The sequence below is a fragment of the Ornithinibacillus sp. 4-3 genome (genome assembly GCF_040958695.1).
Classification (GTDB): Bacteria; Bacillota; Bacilli; order Bacillales; family Amphibacillaceae; genus CALAMD01.
On the sequence record NZ_CP162599.1, the window covers coordinates 1259611 to 1276713 of the forward strand.

The window sequence follows — 17103 nt, forward strand, 5'->3', positions numbered from 1 at the left end:
CATAATATGGTGTAGGTAAGTGTTAAAACTTACCTTTTTTAGATGGGTTTATAGATTTGAATATGAAAAAGAAACCATAAAAATATTCAATTACTTAGGAGGTAGAAAATGACTTATAAAGATTCAGCATATACGGTATCTGATGCAGTTGTTGAAGAATTAGTTGGAGCAGGAGTAGAAGTGATCTTTGGGATTGTAAGCATACATAATATGCCAATTTATGATGCAATCTTGCGTGATGGTCAAATTCGCATTGCTACAGCTAGATCTGAAGGTGGAGCAGTAAATATGGCTGATGCTTACACGCGTGCTACAGGAAAATTGGGTGTTGTTATTACAAGCACAGGAGCGGGCGCAGGAAATGGTGCTGGTTCTCTAACAGAGGCTTGGAACTCAGGTACACCACTCCTACATATTACAGGAGAAGCAGATGCTAATTATATCGGAACAGATCAACGCTACATTCATGAATCAAGAGACCAACTACAAATGATGAGTGGAGCTAATAAATCAGCTTACTTATTAAAACGACCTAAATTAATTACTCCATTTATGAAAAAAGCCATTCAAGATGCTTTAACAGTTCCTAAGGGACCAGTTACCGTGCAAATTCCAACAAACTATCAAGCACTTATTATTCCAAAAAACGAGCTAGTCTACACGAAAAAATGTGATGAAAAAGAAGAGCAAATAAACATCCCTGATGCTATTATCAAAAAAATTGTAACTGCGAAGCGTCCAGTGATTTGGATAGGGGATGGAATTATTCATTCAGGAGCTTCTGCTGAGTTATTAACATTAGTTGATAAGCTTCAAGCAAGTGTAGTTACTAGTGAATCAGGAAAAGGTGCGATAGATGAGGCTCATCCATTATGTATCGGTAACTTTGCATGGTTTCCAGAGGTAGAAGAACATGTAAGTAAAGCGGATTTACTGCTTAGTATAGGAGTTCGTTTCAGAGGAACAGAGACAAATAATTGGACAACACCAGTTCCAGAAAACCATATTAATATCGATGCCAACCCAGAGGCATTTAACCGTAGCTTCGATACGCAGCACTTATTAGTAGGTGATGCAAAAGCAGTTCTCCAAGAAATAAATAAACAATTAGTAGATCAATCAATCACTGTGGATTCAACATATGTCGATGAAGTGAAGCAATTACGTCTCAAGGTTAGAGAGGCTTTACGTCAAGTTATTCAGCCGTATGATGAATTTGCAGACATTATGAATAAACATTTGCCACAGGATAGTATTCTCATTACAGATGTTACAATTCCTGGATATACTTGGGCAAATAAATTAGTTGATGTTCATGAACCAAGAAATTATTTATATATGACTGGTGGAGGAATTGGACAAGGTCTTCCAATGGCAATTGGTGCTAAAGTGGGACAACCGAATAAGCCTGTTGTGCTTGTCGCTGGCGATGGAGGATTCATGGTTAATTCTAATGAAATGATCACTGCAACACATGAATCAGCACCAGTAATTACTCTGCTATTTGATGATGGTGGCTATGGAATTTTAAAATATTATCAGGAAGCAGCATATGGTAGACAAGTAGGTGTCGACCTCGTTAATCCAGATTTTGTGATGCTAGCAAAATCAATGGGACATGAAGCAGAGAAAGTCACTTCTGCAGCAGCATTTGAGGAAAGTTTGCAGAATGCATTAGCAAGTAATAAATCATACTGTATTGTGGTTGATGTGGAAGCAGTTGGCGTATTGGATTATGAGGATTCTCCAGAATATATTCGCTCTTTCCGTCCACATGAATAAGAAGAAGGGGGTTATCTTTTGAAAAAAAACAAACCATATTTCGTTGTTGAATGGAATGATACAGAAACAGATGCACAAGGATGGCTAGTTGTTCATAATTTTGTAAAAGGATATACAGGTGGAGGTACACGTATGCACCCATCTGTTACAAAAGAAGAGGTTGAGAGACTTGCTGAAGCAATGGCATATAAATATGTAGCAAGCGAATCGACAACAACTGGTGGATGTAAAGGTGGAATTTCATACGATTATAAAGCACCAGATGCGTATGATGTCTTAAGAAGATATATGATTGCAATGCTACCATATATTGATCATGGAGTATCTTTAGGTAGTGATTTAGGGACAAAATATGAAGATGTTTTGCAGATATTTAAAGAGTTTGGTATCGATATTCCACTAACACAATCCATGAAAAAGGATCCAGCTGTTTTAGAAGGAATTAAGAGATATGATAAGCTTTTACTAGAAAAAGTAGATGGTCTCTTATTAAATGATGTGGTAACAGGCTATGGAGTAGCATTTTCTGTAGATGAAGCTTGGAAGTTTAACCATGCTAGTAAAGGTGCTAAAGTAGTTATTCAAGGCTTTGGTAGCGTAGGAGCTAGCTGTGCATTAAAGCTATCTCAATTAGGCTATAGCATAGTAGGTATCTCAGATGCGAACCTACTAGTAACCTGTGAAGATGGATTAGATGTACAGAAATTGATAGACCATAAAAATAATTATGGAGAAATGGATCCAGCTTCATTTGCAGATCATTATGAGACACGCCCCAACACAGACTGGCTTGAAGTAGATTGTGATGTACTTATCCCTTGCGCATTAGAAGATGTCATTCATGAAGGAAATGCACAGGACGTGAAAGCAAGTCTAGTTGTTGAAGCGGCAAATATTCCAGTATCTGCAGCTGGAGATGAAGTGCTAAAAGATAAGAAGATTGATATTGTCAATGATTTTGTAGCAAATTTAGGTGCAATAAGAGCTTATGATGCAGTTATTTTTGGGTTAGTAGAACCAAATACGCAAGCAGTTATCGATGATATTGAACAGCTATGTCGAAAAAATGTACAGAAGCTATTTACTGAGGCTAAAACACAAAATCGTTATCAACGAGATGTTGCTTTTGAATTATTTAAACCAAGTAAAAGTGATTTTGTTGAATATACCGCTCAATTTAATAAATAAGATTAATACGGCTGACGAATTTCAATCTATTTTCGTCAGCCGTTGTTTATTTTGCTAGAATAGAAACAAGAAATAACTACTTGGTATAAGAGAGTGGTGAAACTGTGACGTTAATGAACGTAAATATAAATCAAGCTGGTTATGAAGAGAATGTTGCTACTGTGGAGAACATTCATTTTAACATTGAAGCCTCGCAGCTGCTTGGAATGATTGGACCAAACGGAGCCGGGAAGAGTACAACCATTAAAACAATACTTGGACAAGTTGCTTTTTTTGAAGGGAATATTGAGCAAAAGGAAGGCACTACTTATTCCTTTATTCCTGAGCGTCCTATTTATTATGATGAATTAACCCTATGGGAGCATTTTGAATTTGTTGCTGCTGTGGAAGGATTAGGTGAAGAGAGCTTAATTTATGCCAAACAATTTTTAGAGAAGTTTAAATTAATTGACCATCTGCATGAATTTCCTCGTAGCTTTTCTAAAGGAATGCAACAAAAAGGGATGATTGCTTTGGCATTGTTTACCAAGCCAGACATATTGATTATTGATGAGCCCTTTATGGGACTTGACCCAAGCTCAACGAAGCTATTATTAAAATTAATAGATGATGAATGTAAGAAGGGCACAGGGGTTCTAATGTGTACACATATTTTAGATACAGCGCAACGTATTTGTGATTCCTTTATTATTATTGAAAAAGGATTAATGAAGGCTAATGGAAATTTACAAGAAGTGCTGAAACAATGTGATGTACATACAGGAAGCTTATATGATTGTATTGCAGATGAGGAAGATATAAATGAAGAGTAGAAGCTTATTTCTCACTCGCTGGATACAGGATATAAAATATCAGTTATCTGTTTATCGACTTGTCATAGATTGGACGGTTATTATTTATGCTACCATTCCAGCACTTGCTATTTTTATTTATGCGTACCACAGTTGGTGGCTGGAAATACCGAATTGGGTTCAAGATGTACCAATGTCAGGTGTCTTTCTCCTGCTCTTTCTATTTCTATGGTATGGTGCGTTTCGTACTTATGTTAGGGAAGCAGATCTAGTATTTCTACTTCGAAAGCCTAGATTATTACTTCATTTAAAACGTTTTGGATTGGGTTATTCTATTGTTAAACAAATTGTTCCAGCTAGTATTTTAGCTCTTGTGCTTGCACCCTTCTGGTTTAAGCATTTTCAATGGGGATTCAGCCAATTAATATCCTTCGTATTACTATGGACTGCATTAAGATGTTTTGTACTAGGTGTAAAGGGTCAATTACAACAAGAAAAACGCTTTTGGAAGAATCGTATATATTGGTTAGGGTTAATACTGGCAACAGCGCTTCTTTGGGTAATTAGCTATTATTGTATTTTCTATGGTGGTTTTTTGCTTTCTATTGGACTTTTTATTATCTTTATTGCTATAGCTTTTTATGTGATTAGAAAGCGCTTCTTAACCCTACATACACTGGAACAAGATCTATTAATAGAGAATCATCAGCGTAATAAAATAGTAAATACCATTTTTAATTTGTCCTTTGAACTAGAGGGGATGCCTAAGCGAACATCGAGTCGCAAAACACCACTTTTATTTCGAAAATCACAACGAATTTTCTCCAATCGTACAGCAGAAAAAGGGTTTCATGAATTATTTATGAAAGCCTCGTTAAGGGAAAGAACATATTTATATAAGTATTTACAAATTATTGGTTGGACAAATGCAGCAGTTATTCTTTTTCCAAAATGGTGGATAAAAATATTGATTCTTGTGATAGGATTATTTGTCTTAAATGTATGGTTGAAGGAGGTGTGGGATAAAGTGATCGGCTCACATCCTTACACCAAAAAATACAATGAAGAAGCGGCTTATCGTAAAGCAAGAGGTCAAATGATTGCTGTCTGTTATATCCCATATGTTTTCTTCTTACTATTTGGAATATTGTTCAGTTTAATTTTTTGATAAAGGAAAAAGCGAGCATAGATAAGATAATAAATCCTTGTCCATGCTCGTTTTTAGATCATTTATAAAGTTAATGCATCCATTAATGCTTTAACACTCTGCTGTTTGGCAAGCTGTGGGTTATGCCCAGACCAGAGGGACATATAGGCTGTGTTATTTAATAAAGCAGCTTGTTTACGAATAGATTGGGTTAAGGCATTTTGAACTGGAAAGGGAGGGAGTAGATGTTCATATTTCTCCATGTATTGCATGAAGTCATTCTGAATTCCTTGTGCCCATTTTCCAGAAAATGCACAAGTTAATTGTAAATCTGTTTTGTTTGCTTGAATAATAGCAGACTTATATATAGGGTGAGCGCCGCTTTCTTCACATGTTAGAAAAGCTGTGCCCATTTGTACAGCATCTGCTCCTAGCTCTAATACAGTTTTTATCCCATGCTCGTCCATAATGCCTCCTGAAGCAATGAGGGGGATATCTATCGCTTGATTGGTTTGGCGAATAAATTCATTTAACTCAATTCCAGCTTTTGGCGCATTTGCAGTAAAACTACCACGATGTCCACCAGCCTCCTGCCCTTGTAAAACGACCATATCAAAGCCAACTTCTTCCACTAGTTTTGCTTCTTCTAGCGTTGTAGCAGTACCAATTAACAAAATATTTGCCCCTTTTAATTGTTCAATTATCTCCTTGGATGGAATTCCAAACGTAAAGGAGCAAATAGGTACTTTTTCAGCTATAATTATTTCAATTTGTTGCTGAAAGCTTCCTAAAATCTCTTCATAAGTAGGGATAGAAGGAACTGTAAGATTATCTAATTCTAATTGTTTGCATATAGGATCTAATAATGTCAATGCTTGATTTATATCTTGCGTATGAACGACAAAGGATTGTGGGGTAAATAAGTTAATTCCAAACGGCTTTTCTGTCAGTTGTTTGATTTCAGCTATTTGTTTCTTAGTTTGTTCGGGTGTCAGATAGCCTGCACCAATCATTCCTAAGCCACCTGCATTTGCTACTTCTATAATCAGTGAAGTAGTTGTGATACCTCCAGCCATTGGTGCTTGAATAATAGGATAGGTAATATTCAATTGTTCTGTGATTTTGTTTGGTAACATAATCCATGCCCCTTTCGACAGGATAAAGCTATTTTAATTCCTTCCAATTATTATACCAAACAAGGATTGCTTTGCTTGGCCTTTTGTTAGCTTGCTGACATGCAGCATCATAAGTGCGAAATTGATGATCTACGAGTACTCCGTAACCTAATTTCGCATATAACTTCATTAATTTAAGATGTGCACTCATTTCTAATGGTGAACGTTTAGTGATTTCTACTAACCAATGCTCCATCGCTTCCGTATTTTTGGTTTGATGAAAGTATTTAGTGATAGCAAAAGCCCCTTTGAGCCATTTTTGCTCTAGTTTCTTTCTCCATCCTTTTAACCATTTGTATTCAAAGCCTGGCAAGTAATTCCCTTTACACACCCTTAAAACTTCTTCATAATCTTTAATCGTTTCCCTATGTAGTGGAGGAAGGTTTAAGAATTTCTCTTCCCATTGAAAAACATCAACTTCAACTTGTTTCGTTGTTAAGCAATAACCATTTCCATGATTAAGAATTTGAAAATGGTTGGGCCATTTAGAAAGTGCTTTTCGTGCATGATATACCGTGTTATATAACTGTGAATATACACGTTCTTCATTAAATTTAGGCCAGAATGTAGAAGCTAGGTCAGATTTGGAAATTATTTCATCCTGGTGATGAAGCAAGTATAAGAATAGCTCTTGAGACTTACTTGTTCTCCAAGGAATATCTTCTACCATATTATTGATATGGATAGCGAATGCACCACAAAAATGAATATGGATGGTTTGTGATAAAGGTAATGAAGGTTCCTTTTTTGTTTCTTTATCTTTTTGGATGCGATTTACAGTTGTAATTAATTTATTAAAATGAACTGGTTTTAATATATAGTCTGTTATATTTAACTCATATGCTTGTGTAACATATTGTTCATGAGCAGTAACAAAAACAAATTCAATATTAGGATTAATCGTATAGATTTTTTCTGCTAATTCTAAGCCGTTCATTTCGGGCATCTCTATATCTAAGAAGACGATATCTATTTGTTTTAATATGTCGGTTTCTTTATCTGGATCAAAAATAGTGTATGAATTCAATAGATTAACCATTTTTGTTTGATTTAGCATAATGGTTAGAGAATCAATTGCAAGAGGTTCATCATCGATTATGATAGCATTCATAGCTACAGCCCTCCTTTGTTTGGTAAAAAACATTTTAGTTTTCTTTCTTAACCATATATCGGATATAACTTGCTGTTATTATAGGATAAAAAAATGCACAAAAAATATACATAAATTGGAAATATTTGAAAATGGGTTAAGTCAATCAATGCTGTTTAGAAAAGTGATTGAAAAATATGTCATTTTAGCTTAGAAATAATTTGCATATTTCTAGTATTTAGAAGTCTAATGATTCAATCTGAAATCCAGCACGTACTAATTTAGCGAAACATTAAGATATGACTATTTCATGTATAAAATCTTGACGTTTTATTAACTATTTTCTTAGGAAACTTGATACAATAAACATACTACGATAAAATTAATACTTCGGAACATAATACATCTTCGTTCCACAAAGTTGTATTTAATTGTAGTTTATATTACTATTTTAAAGGGCTTTGTATTACATGTAACATTGTAATTCATTGTCTTTATTTGTAAATATGAACGAAGCTTACATTGACCTTAAATAATAATGTTTGATTTTTTTAATACGTTTCAAAGGAGAATACCATTGAAAATAGGAATTGATAAAATAGGTTTTTACACCCCACATCTGTATGTCGATATGAACGAATTAGCTAATGCGAGAGGTGTAGAACCAGAAAAATTCACTGTCGGAATCGGACAAAGCCAGATGGCTGTTACACCAATTACACAGGACGCTGTATCACTAGCTGCAAATGCTGCATTACACATTATTGATGAAGAAGATAAGGAAAAAATTGACTTAGTTATTTTCGGAACAGAGTCAGGTATTGATCATTCTAAATCAGCAGCAGTTTATGTACATCATTTATTAGGGATTAATCCACAAGCTCGCTGTATCGAAGCAAAACAGGCTTGTTATGGGGCTACAGCTGCTATTCAATTAGCTAAAGGTCATATTGCATTACATCCCGAGAGCAAGGTACTTGTGTTAGGTGCTGATATTGCTCGTTACGGATTAAATACTCCTGGAGAATCTACACAGGGTGCTGGTGCAGTTGCTCTATTAATAAGTGCAGAGCCTAGAATTTTAGCATTAGAAGAGAAAAGCGCATATTTCACAGCGGATATTATGGATTTTTGGCGTCCCATTTATTCAGATATTGCTTTTGTAGATGGAAAGTTTTCAAATGAACAATACATTTGGTTTTTCAATAAGGTATGGGAGCAATACCAAGAGAAAACAGATTTAACTTTAAATGATATTAACGCAATTTGTTATCATCTACCGTATACGAAAATGGGCTTAAAAGCATTAAGAACAATAATAGAACAAGCGTCAGAAGAGCAGAAAGAGCAATTACTTTCGAACTATCAAATTAGTACAGCATACAATAGGAATGTTGGTAATATCTATACAGGTGCGCTATACTTAAGCTTACTTTCTTTATTAGAACAAAACAAAGATTTAAAAGATGGATCACGTATTGGTCTATACAGTTATGGCTCAGGTGCTGTTGGTGAATTTTTTACAGGGATTTTACAGCCAAACTTTAAAGAGCATTTGAACAAAGAACAGCATACAAGCTTGTTCGCCTCTAGAAAACAAATTTCGATTGAAGCATATGAAGAGATCTTTGAAGAAGAATTGCCTACTGATGGTTCAACAACGGAACTGGACATCACACAGGATCCAGCACCAATTTGCTTAGCAGGAATCTCTGATAATATGCGTCAGTATGTGAATAAGTTAACAAAGTAATACGCTTTTTATATATAGAAGGAACCTTATAGCGTATCACTAAAAAAATAATTGGAGAGCAGAAAATGAGTTATTTAGATGATAGTTTGTCTCTACATACAGATTTATATCAAATTAATATGACAGAAACCTATTGGAAGGATAACATGCATGAAAAACGTGCAGTCTTTGAAATTTACTTTCGAAAACTTCCATTTGAAAATGGTTTTGCGGTATTTGCAGGGATAGAAAGAATCATTAATTACTTACAAAACTTCCAATTTTCGGAATCAGATTTAGCATATTTAAAGAATGAACTTGGGTATGAAGATGATTTTATTGATTATCTAAAAACGATACGCTTTACTGGCAATATAAAAGCTGTTTGTGAGGGAGAAATCGTTTTTGCAGATGAGCCAATTATTCAAGTAGAAGCTAATTTAGCAGAAGCGCAATTAATAGAAACAGCATTGCTAAATATTGTGAATTACCAAACATTAATTGCTACAAAAGCAGCTCGCTTTAAACATATTGTAGGAGACCAAGTTTTAATGGAATTTGGTACACGTAGAGCCCATGAAATGGATGCGGCAATCTGGGGTACACGAGCAGCATTTATTGGTGGATTCAGTGGAACAAGTAATGTGCGCGCAGGAAAGCTCTTCGGAATCCCTGTTGTTGGAACACATGCACATGCAATGATTCAGGCATATCGTGATGAATATACAGCATTTAAAAAGTATGCTCAAACACATAAAGATTGTGTCTTTTTAGTGGATACATATGATACATTGCGCTCAGGAGTTCCTAATGCAATTAAAGTTGCTCAGGAACTGGGAGATCAAATTAATTTTATCGGTATTCGTTTAGATAGTGGAGACATGGCATATTTATCAAAACAAGCTCGCAGGATGCTTGATGAAGCAGGCTTTCCAAATGCAAAAATATTTGCATCCAATGATTTAGATGAAGCAACTATTGTGAGTTTACAATCACAAGGTGCTGCTATTGATGTATGGGGAGTAGGTACGAAACTGATTACTGCATATGATCAACCAGCATTAGGAGCAGTATATAAAATCGTAGCTATCGAAAAAGAAAATGGAGAAATGGTTGATACGATTAAAATCTCTGCTAATCCAGAAAAAGTAACTACTCCAGGAATTAAAAAACTTTATCGTATCATTAATCGAATTAATAATAAATCAGAAGGAGACTACATTACTTTAAGTGATGAGGATCCTAATCAGGAAGAACGTTTGAAAATGTTCCATCCTGTACATACGTATATTAGTAAATTTGTAACTGATTTCGACGCAGTCGATTTGCATCATGATATTTTTAAAAATGGCGAACTTGTTTATAAGCTTCCAGAGCTTAAAGAGATACAAGCTTATGCAAAACAACAATTAGAATTATTCTGGGATGAATATAAGCGAACAATTAAACCAGAAGTATATGCAGTTGATTTGAGTCAAAAAGCTTGGGATAATAAAATGGATAAAATTCGCGAAGTACGTGAAGAAGTTATCTTAATGGCAAAGAAAAGATAGTTGAATGAGCGGGTAAAGTTATTGGGAAATAACTTTACCCGCTTTTCGTTCATTTATCTATAAAGTTTGTTACTATTTAATGTAAAGTAATAAGTCTGGGAAGTGATATTATTAGAAAAAGGATTATCGTATTAGGGGTATCAGTATTAGTAATTGTAGTTCTTTATTTCATTAAAAATGCTGTAGGATCCACCACATATGCAGAGCTTTTAGAGGAACTGATAGGTGAAGACGCAGAAATAACGGAAATAAAATTATTTACTGACCAAGAGATGCTTGGTAAAGTTTTTACTACAACAATAGAAAACGAAGATATGATAGAGGAAATTCTTCAATCTCCCTCCATGAAATTAGAAAAAACTTCCGAAGATTCACCGCTAATGTTAGAAAATACAATGTATATACACTTAAAAAGAGACAGCAATGAAATAATAGAAGGAGATAGCGTAAGATTGAGTTTTAATGACAGGTTTCTTCAACTTGGAAATGATAGATATGAGATTGTATTTGGAGAAGAAACTGAACTGAATTTATATAATGTGATAAGAAATGCAGACATTGAGTGGACTGCTATTGAATGAATAGCATGCGCTGTTTAAATCTCCATCTGTAAGCCAATCAGAATGTAACAATGTCATTGCTTGCTCCATATTTTTTGTGAGATTTATTATTATATTAATTAAAGTGGAAAGGGGTATTATGAGAAGAAAAATTATAGCAATAGGAGTAATACTAATATTATTATTGGTGTCATATTTTTCCCATAAGTTGACTTTTACAACATATAAAGACCTTATGGAAGATTTTATAGATGAAAATGCAGAGGTCATTGAAATAAAAATAGCTAGTAGATCTGATATACAACAGAGAAGCTTTTCAACTGTTATAGAAAGTGAAGAACTGATAGAAAAAATTCTTAAAGAACCTTCCATGCAATTGAAAAAAACAAATGAACCACTACCTATATTAGAAAATAGTCTATTTATAGAATGGAAAAGGGGAACAGGAGTAGATGGAACCGAAACAACAAAAGAGAATAGTAATTCGATCTTCTTTAATCAGAACTATCTTGATATAGGAGGTAATCATTATAAGATTTTTCCTGGATTAGAAGATATAATAAATCCATTTGATGCTGTAAAGGTTTTGTTTAGAGGAGAAGACCCAAGAAATTTATTTGATGTTGTAAGGTATGCAGAATTGGAATGGGTTGAAAATTGATTTAAGTACAATCCTACGTTATTTGCTAATCCATAAGAAATCTCCTCTTTCTAGAGAGGAGATTTCTTATGGATATTCATAGCTACTCAATAAACTGATAGCCTTTTTCCTTCAATGTTTTATCTATCCAGCTACGATCAACAGTTCCAGCTTTGATTTCTTCAATTTGTTTTTCTTCTTTTGCTTGATAAGCATCAATCTTCGGTAATAGACCTTCTGTTTCGGCAAGTGGGACAACAACAAGACCATCTTCATCTCCAACGACAAGATCCCCAGGATTAACAATCATACTATCAATTTCAACAGGAACATTAATTTCACCTGGTCCATCTTTATAAGGGCCCAGATGTGTTACTCCTTTAGCATAAATAGGGTAATTTGCCTCTTTGAATGCTGCAACGTCACGGATAGATCCGTTAATGACAATACCAGCTGCTTGTTTCTCCATTGCAATGGTCATCATAATTTCGCCAAATACGGCGTTCTTTAATTCACCACCAGCATCGACCACAAGTACATCGCCAGGTTCAAGCATATCTAATGCTTTATGAATAATTAAATTATCTCCAGGTCGTGTTTTTACTGTTAATGCTGTACCAACTAGTTTCCCGTCTCCATGAAGAGGGCGTAATTCAGCAGTTCCACCTCGAAGTCGATCCATATTATCACTAATATGAGGAGTAACGACATGCTGATATTTTTCTAATAATGCCTTGTCTGCGCGATTACGACGATAATATATTCTTTTTTCACTCATAATTATCCCTCCGTTTTTTTGAAGTCTCTATTTAATATATTCTATCATAGACACTACCTATTGTATTAAAGATATGAACTAAAATTCTGAATATGGCGTATGTTTGATTAAGAAATGTCTATATGCTATATTAGTGTTGTTTAAAGTTGAATGAAGGATGCGTTTTCTGGGCTTTAAGAAAGTAGATAAATTAGGCATGTATTTATTCTTGTTTAGGAATATTCATGTCCAACTTTCTTATACGCTAATGAAAACGCTTTAATTAATTTTAAGGAGGGAGTATGTTGACAAAGCTGCTTATAAAAAATGCAAGATTAGATGCAGGATATGAAACTGATTCGCGTGGAGTTGTACATACATTAACGGAGAAGAAAGATATTTTGATTGAGGAAGGAAAAATCACTCAAATTAATGACTCCATTGAAGCTAATGATGTTGAGGTGCTGAATGCGGACGGGAAATTACTTTTACCTTCTTTACGCGAAATGCATATTCATATTGATAAAACATATTTTGGTGGACCTTGGAAAGCACCAAAGCTTCCAACCAAGTCTAGTGTGGCTTTTAGAATTGAAGAAGAATTAGAATTACTACCAAAACAATTGCCATATGCTGAGGATAGAGCAAGGTATTTTGTAGAGCATTTGATAAAAAATGGACATACTCATATTCGAACACATTGTAATGTTGATCCTGGTATTCAATTAAAACATATGGAAAATACGTTAAAGGTACTTGAAGATTATAAAAATGATATTTCCTATGAAATTGTGGCATTTCCCCAGCATGGTCTTCTACGTAGTGGTGTTGAAGGTCTTATTCGTGAAGCAATGAAAATGGGAGCAACCTTAGTGGGTGGGGTAGACCCTGCAACAATTGATCGTAATATTGATCGCTCTCTTGAAACAACCTTTGACATTGCTGTAGAAGCAAATGCTGGCATTGATATTCATTTACATGATCCGGATACATTAGGAATTTTCCAAATGGAGAAAATTGTAAAACTCATAAAAGAAACAAAGCTACAAAATAAAGTAACAATTAGTCATGCGATGTCTTTAGGACATATTAAAGCAGATAAAGTGTTATTAAAGGATACTGCACAAATGCTCGCAGAGGTGGGGATTGATATTACATCGACCATTCCTATGAATAGTGGAACTATCCCTGTTTTAGAGTTATTAGAATATGGAGTGCCGGTTAGTGTGGGACATGATAGTTTAATGGATCACTGGAGTCCATTTGGTACAGGGGATACGATTGAAAAGTTAAGCATATTTGCTGATCGTTTCCGTTTGGTAGATGAAAAGTCTTTAAGTAATGCTTGGAGACTAGGAAGTGGTGGAATTCGTACATTAAATGAAAATGGGGAACAGCAATGGCCTAAAGTAGGAGACGAAGGAAATGTATTGCTTGTTGATGCATCATGCTCTGCTGAAACGGTTGCCCGCAGAAAACCTATTACACATACTATCTATCAGGGAAGAATCATTAGTAGCTTAACAAATTAAGGAATGGAGGTTTTGGATATGCAATCCTACTGGTTAACAAATGTTAGATTAGAAACTGGAGCATATACAGATGCAGAAGGTTATGGACATACACAAACAGATTTATTTGATTTAAAAATTGAGAACGGAAAAATCACCGAGCAAGTAAATAGTGCTCAAGCAAATCATGACGATACGTTAGAAAAAATAGATGCGAATGGGAAGTTAGCTGTTCCGGCATTTAAAGAAATGCATAATCATTTAGATAAAACATATCTTTCATTGCCTTGGAGATCTACCAAATTAACAGATAATCTAAAAGACAAGCTACATAATGAAGCTATGGAGCTTGTAGAGATTTCTCCAACAACAAAGCAAAGAGCTTCTGCCATGATTGATTTATTGCTGTCCCACGGAGCAACTCATATTCGCACACATGTAAATATTGATGATTATATTGGATTAAAGAATTTAGAAGGCGTATTAGCTGCATTGGAGGAATATAAAGGCATTGTAACTCATGAAGTTATCGCATTTCCACAGCACGGGCTATTAACTGGAAATGTACCAAAATTAATGCGTGAGGCAATGCGTAATGGTGCTACAATGGTTGGGGGATTAGATCCAGCAGGTATAGATGGAGCAATTGAAAAATCGCTCGATCTAGTTATGGATATTGCTGCTGAATTTGATGCAGATATTGATGTACATATCCATGACCATGGTCATGTTGGTTGGTATACGATTGATAAATGGATAGATATGATAGAGGATGCAGGCTGGAAAGGACGTTGTGCTGTCAGTCATGGATTTTCATTAGGTGGAATTCCAGAAGCCTTACAACATGAAGCAGCTAAACGATTAAAGAGTCAAGAAGTCTCCATTATGTCTAATACTGGTCTGGCACGAGTATTACCACCATTTGATATTTTAGATAGCTATGGAGTCCCTATTCATTTTGGTTTTGATGGTTTTTATGATTCTTGGAGTTCATTAGGCTCTGGAGATTTATTGGAGAAAGTACGTAATCATTGTATAATGAACCGTAAAATTGATGAGCATAGCATTCGTAAATCACTTAAATTTATTACAAAGGGAATTACACCGTTAAATGATGAAGGGAAAAAGGTTTGGCCACAAAATGGAGATGCTGCTGACTTTGTTTTCTCTGATGCTAGTTGCTCAGCAGAATTAATTGCTCGCCTGCCAAAAGAACGTACAGTTATGGTTGCTGGTAAAGTTGTTATTGGCGAACTATAAGCCTATTTGTTCATAGTCATTACAAATAAACTATACGCGTCTCTTTCTCACTCATAAGATGCTATATGCATGTATGAGTGAGGAGGGGTGTTCTTTGTCTAGAGATCATTATTATAATTTATGTCAAAAACATGTAGGACGTTGTGTTGAAATTAGAACAAATGATGGAAGGGTTCATAGAGGTCGAATACGTAGTGTGGATCGACGGTATGTTTATATGGAACCACTAGGAGCTAGAGGTCGTGGATTAGGAGGCTTAGGATACGGCTATTATGGTGGCTATGGTCGTGGTGCTGGCTTTAGTATTGCACTAGGATTTATCACAGGTCTTGTTTTATTTCCACTTTTATTTTGGTAAACAAAATGAAGCTTTAGTCTGTGGGAATTTTATTCAATATAACTGGACGCATAACTCGCTTCAAGAAACGCACATATTTCTTGAAGGGAGAGCGGACAGCTCTTCCACTGATATACTGCTTGTAATGTGCAAAAAGTGAAGCTCGCAGACGTAACAATAGTGTACAACCTATATATCGAAAACACCCACGACTTTATATTAGCAATAACGCTTGAAATCATTTCAAGTGTTATTATATTTTTTGTAAAAAACAAAAAAGCAGCAAGCCTTTGGGGAAAGGGATTGCTGCCTCTGATCAAGAGGTTAACAGAACCAAGCTGCACCTACAATTATTAACAAAATAAACAACACAACGATTAACGCAAATCCACGACCAGAACCGTAGCCACAACATTCAGCTCCACCAACTGGGCCGCCATAGTCACAACCCCAAAAATTCATTGAAATCCCTCCTTAATTATTAATAAGCTTTAGCAAAATCCTACGTAAGCTGTTCCTACAATGATTAAGAGAATGAATAGCACTACAATTAGCGCAAATCCTCCACCATAACCGCCAACATTTTCACCCATTCGTTATCCACCTCCATTGCTTTTGTACCCAATATATGTTTATTTCCTAATAAGGGTATGGTCATTATCCCAATTTTTGATTATTTAACTTCGTAGCTTTACTAAAATTCCCGCTCTTATGAAGAGGAGTACAAGTGTCACTAAGTTTTGAAATAATCGCGACTAAGGTTCTGTTGTAAATGGAACCAAGTCTTCTTTATCTGGAAGGAATGCTTGAGATGCTTTCATTAAGAGTTGCTGTGAATTATAATTTTTGTCATGACAATATTTTTCTACCAAGTAATAACCTACTGCATAACCAACCATGCGGGGGAGAGGAGAATGACCATATAAAATTTGTAGATGCTTCTCATCCGACCTTCGTAAAGTAAAATTGGGGAGTATCCACCGTTTATAATAATCTTTTAGCTGCTCTATGGTGTAGGCTTTTGTCCAAAAAGCAGTATGAGATTTACCAAATCGCTCCATCACAGCGTACTCAGCAATACCTTCCATGATAATGGAATCTAACAAGGTGTAATCATCATGGGGTTTTGACTGATATTGCATCCGACAAACATGATTATATTCATGAGTAAGAATTATTCTAGCGTCTAATATGGTGGACCTATCTGATAAAAATAAAAATAATTTATCAGAAAAGGCAATTCCTGATTTTCCTTGAAAATTTTCTTGAAGGGATAAAGCATTAGTATCCGCAGGGAGAATATAGATAGGGTGGGATGGTCCATTCCAATCATTAACTAAATCATGAAACTCTGCTTTAAGTGTTTCCCAAATGTTTTCCTCTAATAAATGATTGGTGATGTCTCTAATTTCTTCGATATTGTTAAAAGGATGCATACCATGTAGGACAAGATAATGATAGACTTCGTTGATATCAATATTTGGAAAAGATGTTATTATCTGCTTTAAGATAGTTGATGGGGATACTTTATCATCACGTAGCCAGTTGTCTGTTGCGATGATGGTCAATTTAATCACCTC

At 35.1% G+C, this 17103-nt stretch carries 17 protein-coding genes; 11 read left to right on the top strand and 6 right to left on the bottom strand.

Annotated elements, in window-relative coordinates; genetic code table 11:
* Positions 1–108: 108 nt before the first annotated feature.
* The 4 genes from AB4Y30_RS06120 (at position 109) to AB4Y30_RS06135 (ending at position 4929) form a co-directional block, all read left to right on the top strand.
* On the top strand, positions 109–1782 hold the full coding sequence (locus AB4Y30_RS06120; protein ID WP_368654603.1) for a thiamine pyrophosphate-binding protein: 1674 nt from the start codon (positions 109–111) through the stop codon (positions 1780–1782).
* Positions 1783–1800: 18 nt separating this feature from the next.
* A complete protein-coding gene (locus tag AB4Y30_RS06125) occupies positions 1801–2970 on the top strand; it encodes a Glu/Leu/Phe/Val dehydrogenase (RefSeq protein WP_368654604.1) in 1170 nt (389 codons plus the stop codon).
* A gap of 113 nt (positions 2971–3083) precedes the next feature.
* Entirely contained in the window at positions 3084–3782 is a 699-nt protein-coding gene (locus AB4Y30_RS06130) for an ABC transporter ATP-binding protein (RefSeq protein WP_368655179.1), read from the top strand.
* On the top strand, positions 3772–4929 hold the full coding sequence (locus AB4Y30_RS06135; protein ID WP_368654605.1) for an ABC transporter permease: 1158 nt from the start codon (positions 3772–3774) through the stop codon (positions 4927–4929). Before AB4Y30_RS06130 ends, AB4Y30_RS06135 begins: the two co-directional genes overlap by 11 nt.
* Before the next feature lie 62 nt (positions 4930–4991).
* Here the strand turns inward: AB4Y30_RS06135 and AB4Y30_RS06140 are convergent, their stop codons facing one another.
* On the bottom strand, positions 4992–6044 hold the full coding sequence (locus AB4Y30_RS06140) for an NAD(P)H-dependent flavin oxidoreductase (RefSeq protein WP_368654606.1): 1053 nt from the start codon (positions 6042–6044) through the stop codon (positions 4992–4994).
* Between the two features lie 28 nt (positions 6045–6072).
* Entirely contained in the window at positions 6073–7194 is a 1122-nt protein-coding gene (locus tag AB4Y30_RS06145; RefSeq protein ID WP_368654607.1) for a response regulator, read from the bottom strand.
* Positions 7195–7750: 556 nt separating this feature from the next.
* On the opposite strand from AB4Y30_RS06145, the gene AB4Y30_RS06150 reads away from it, so the two are divergent.
* From AB4Y30_RS06150 to AB4Y30_RS06165, 4 genes are all read left to right on the top strand, one after another.
* A complete protein-coding gene (locus AB4Y30_RS06150; protein ID WP_368654608.1) occupies positions 7751–8926 on the top strand; it encodes a hydroxymethylglutaryl-CoA synthase in 1176 nt (391 codons plus the stop codon).
* Positions 8927–8991: 65 nt separating this feature from the next.
* The gene (locus tag AB4Y30_RS06155) at positions 8992–10458 is read left to right on the top strand and encodes a nicotinate phosphoribosyltransferase (RefSeq protein WP_368654609.1); all 1467 of its coding nucleotides are present in this window, start codon (positions 8992–8994) and stop codon (positions 10456–10458) included.
* 272 nt (positions 10459–10730) lie between these two features.
* Complete coding sequence (locus AB4Y30_RS06160; RefSeq protein WP_368654610.1) at positions 10731–11039, top strand: hypothetical protein; 309 nt, start codon at positions 10731–10733, stop codon at positions 11037–11039.
* A gap of 118 nt (positions 11040–11157) precedes the next feature.
* On the top strand, positions 11158–11679 hold the full coding sequence (locus tag AB4Y30_RS06165) for a hypothetical protein (protein WP_368654611.1): 522 nt from the start codon (positions 11158–11160) through the stop codon (positions 11677–11679).
* Between the two features lie 82 nt (positions 11680–11761).
* Here AB4Y30_RS06165 and AB4Y30_RS06170 read toward each other — a convergent pair whose 3' ends face one another.
* Positions 11762–12436, bottom strand: coding sequence for an RraA family protein (locus AB4Y30_RS06170; protein ID WP_368654612.1), 675 nt, complete (start codon positions 12434–12436; stop codon positions 11762–11764).
* A 281-nt stretch (positions 12437–12717) separates the two neighbouring features.
* Between AB4Y30_RS06170 and AB4Y30_RS06175 the strand changes: the two genes are divergently transcribed.
* The 3 genes from AB4Y30_RS06175 (at position 12718) to AB4Y30_RS06185 (ending at position 15544) form a co-directional block, all read left to right on the top strand.
* A complete protein-coding gene (locus AB4Y30_RS06175) occupies positions 12718–13947 on the top strand; it encodes an amidohydrolase (protein WP_368654613.1) in 1230 nt (409 codons plus the stop codon).
* Between the two features lie 18 nt (positions 13948–13965).
* A complete protein-coding gene (locus AB4Y30_RS06180) occupies positions 13966–15186 on the top strand; it encodes an amidohydrolase (RefSeq protein WP_368654614.1) in 1221 nt (406 codons plus the stop codon).
* Positions 15187–15280: 94 nt separating this feature from the next.
* Positions 15281–15544, top strand: coding sequence for a hypothetical protein (locus AB4Y30_RS06185; RefSeq protein ID WP_368654615.1), 264 nt, complete (start codon positions 15281–15283; stop codon positions 15542–15544).
* Between the two features lie 303 nt (positions 15545–15847).
* Here AB4Y30_RS06185 and AB4Y30_RS06190 read toward each other — a convergent pair whose 3' ends face one another.
* The 3 genes from AB4Y30_RS06190 to AB4Y30_RS06200 all read right to left on the bottom strand — a co-directional run bounded on the left by AB4Y30_RS06190 (position 15848) and on the right by AB4Y30_RS06200 (position 17091).
* Entirely contained in the window at positions 15848–15985 is a 138-nt protein-coding gene (locus AB4Y30_RS06190; RefSeq protein ID WP_368654616.1) for a YjcZ family sporulation protein, read from the bottom strand.
* 29 nt (positions 15986–16014) lie between these two features.
* On the bottom strand, positions 16015–16116 hold the full coding sequence (locus AB4Y30_RS06195) for a YjcZ family sporulation protein (RefSeq protein ID WP_368654617.1): 102 nt from the start codon (positions 16114–16116) through the stop codon (positions 16015–16017).
* A 162-nt stretch (positions 16117–16278) separates the two neighbouring features.
* Positions 16279–17091 carry a DUF2268 domain-containing protein gene (locus AB4Y30_RS06200; RefSeq protein WP_368654618.1) on the bottom strand — a complete coding sequence of 271 codons (813 nt, stop codon included), beginning with the start codon at positions 17089–17091 and terminating at the stop codon, positions 16279–16281.
* Between the last annotated feature and the right edge of the window lie 12 nt (positions 17092–17103).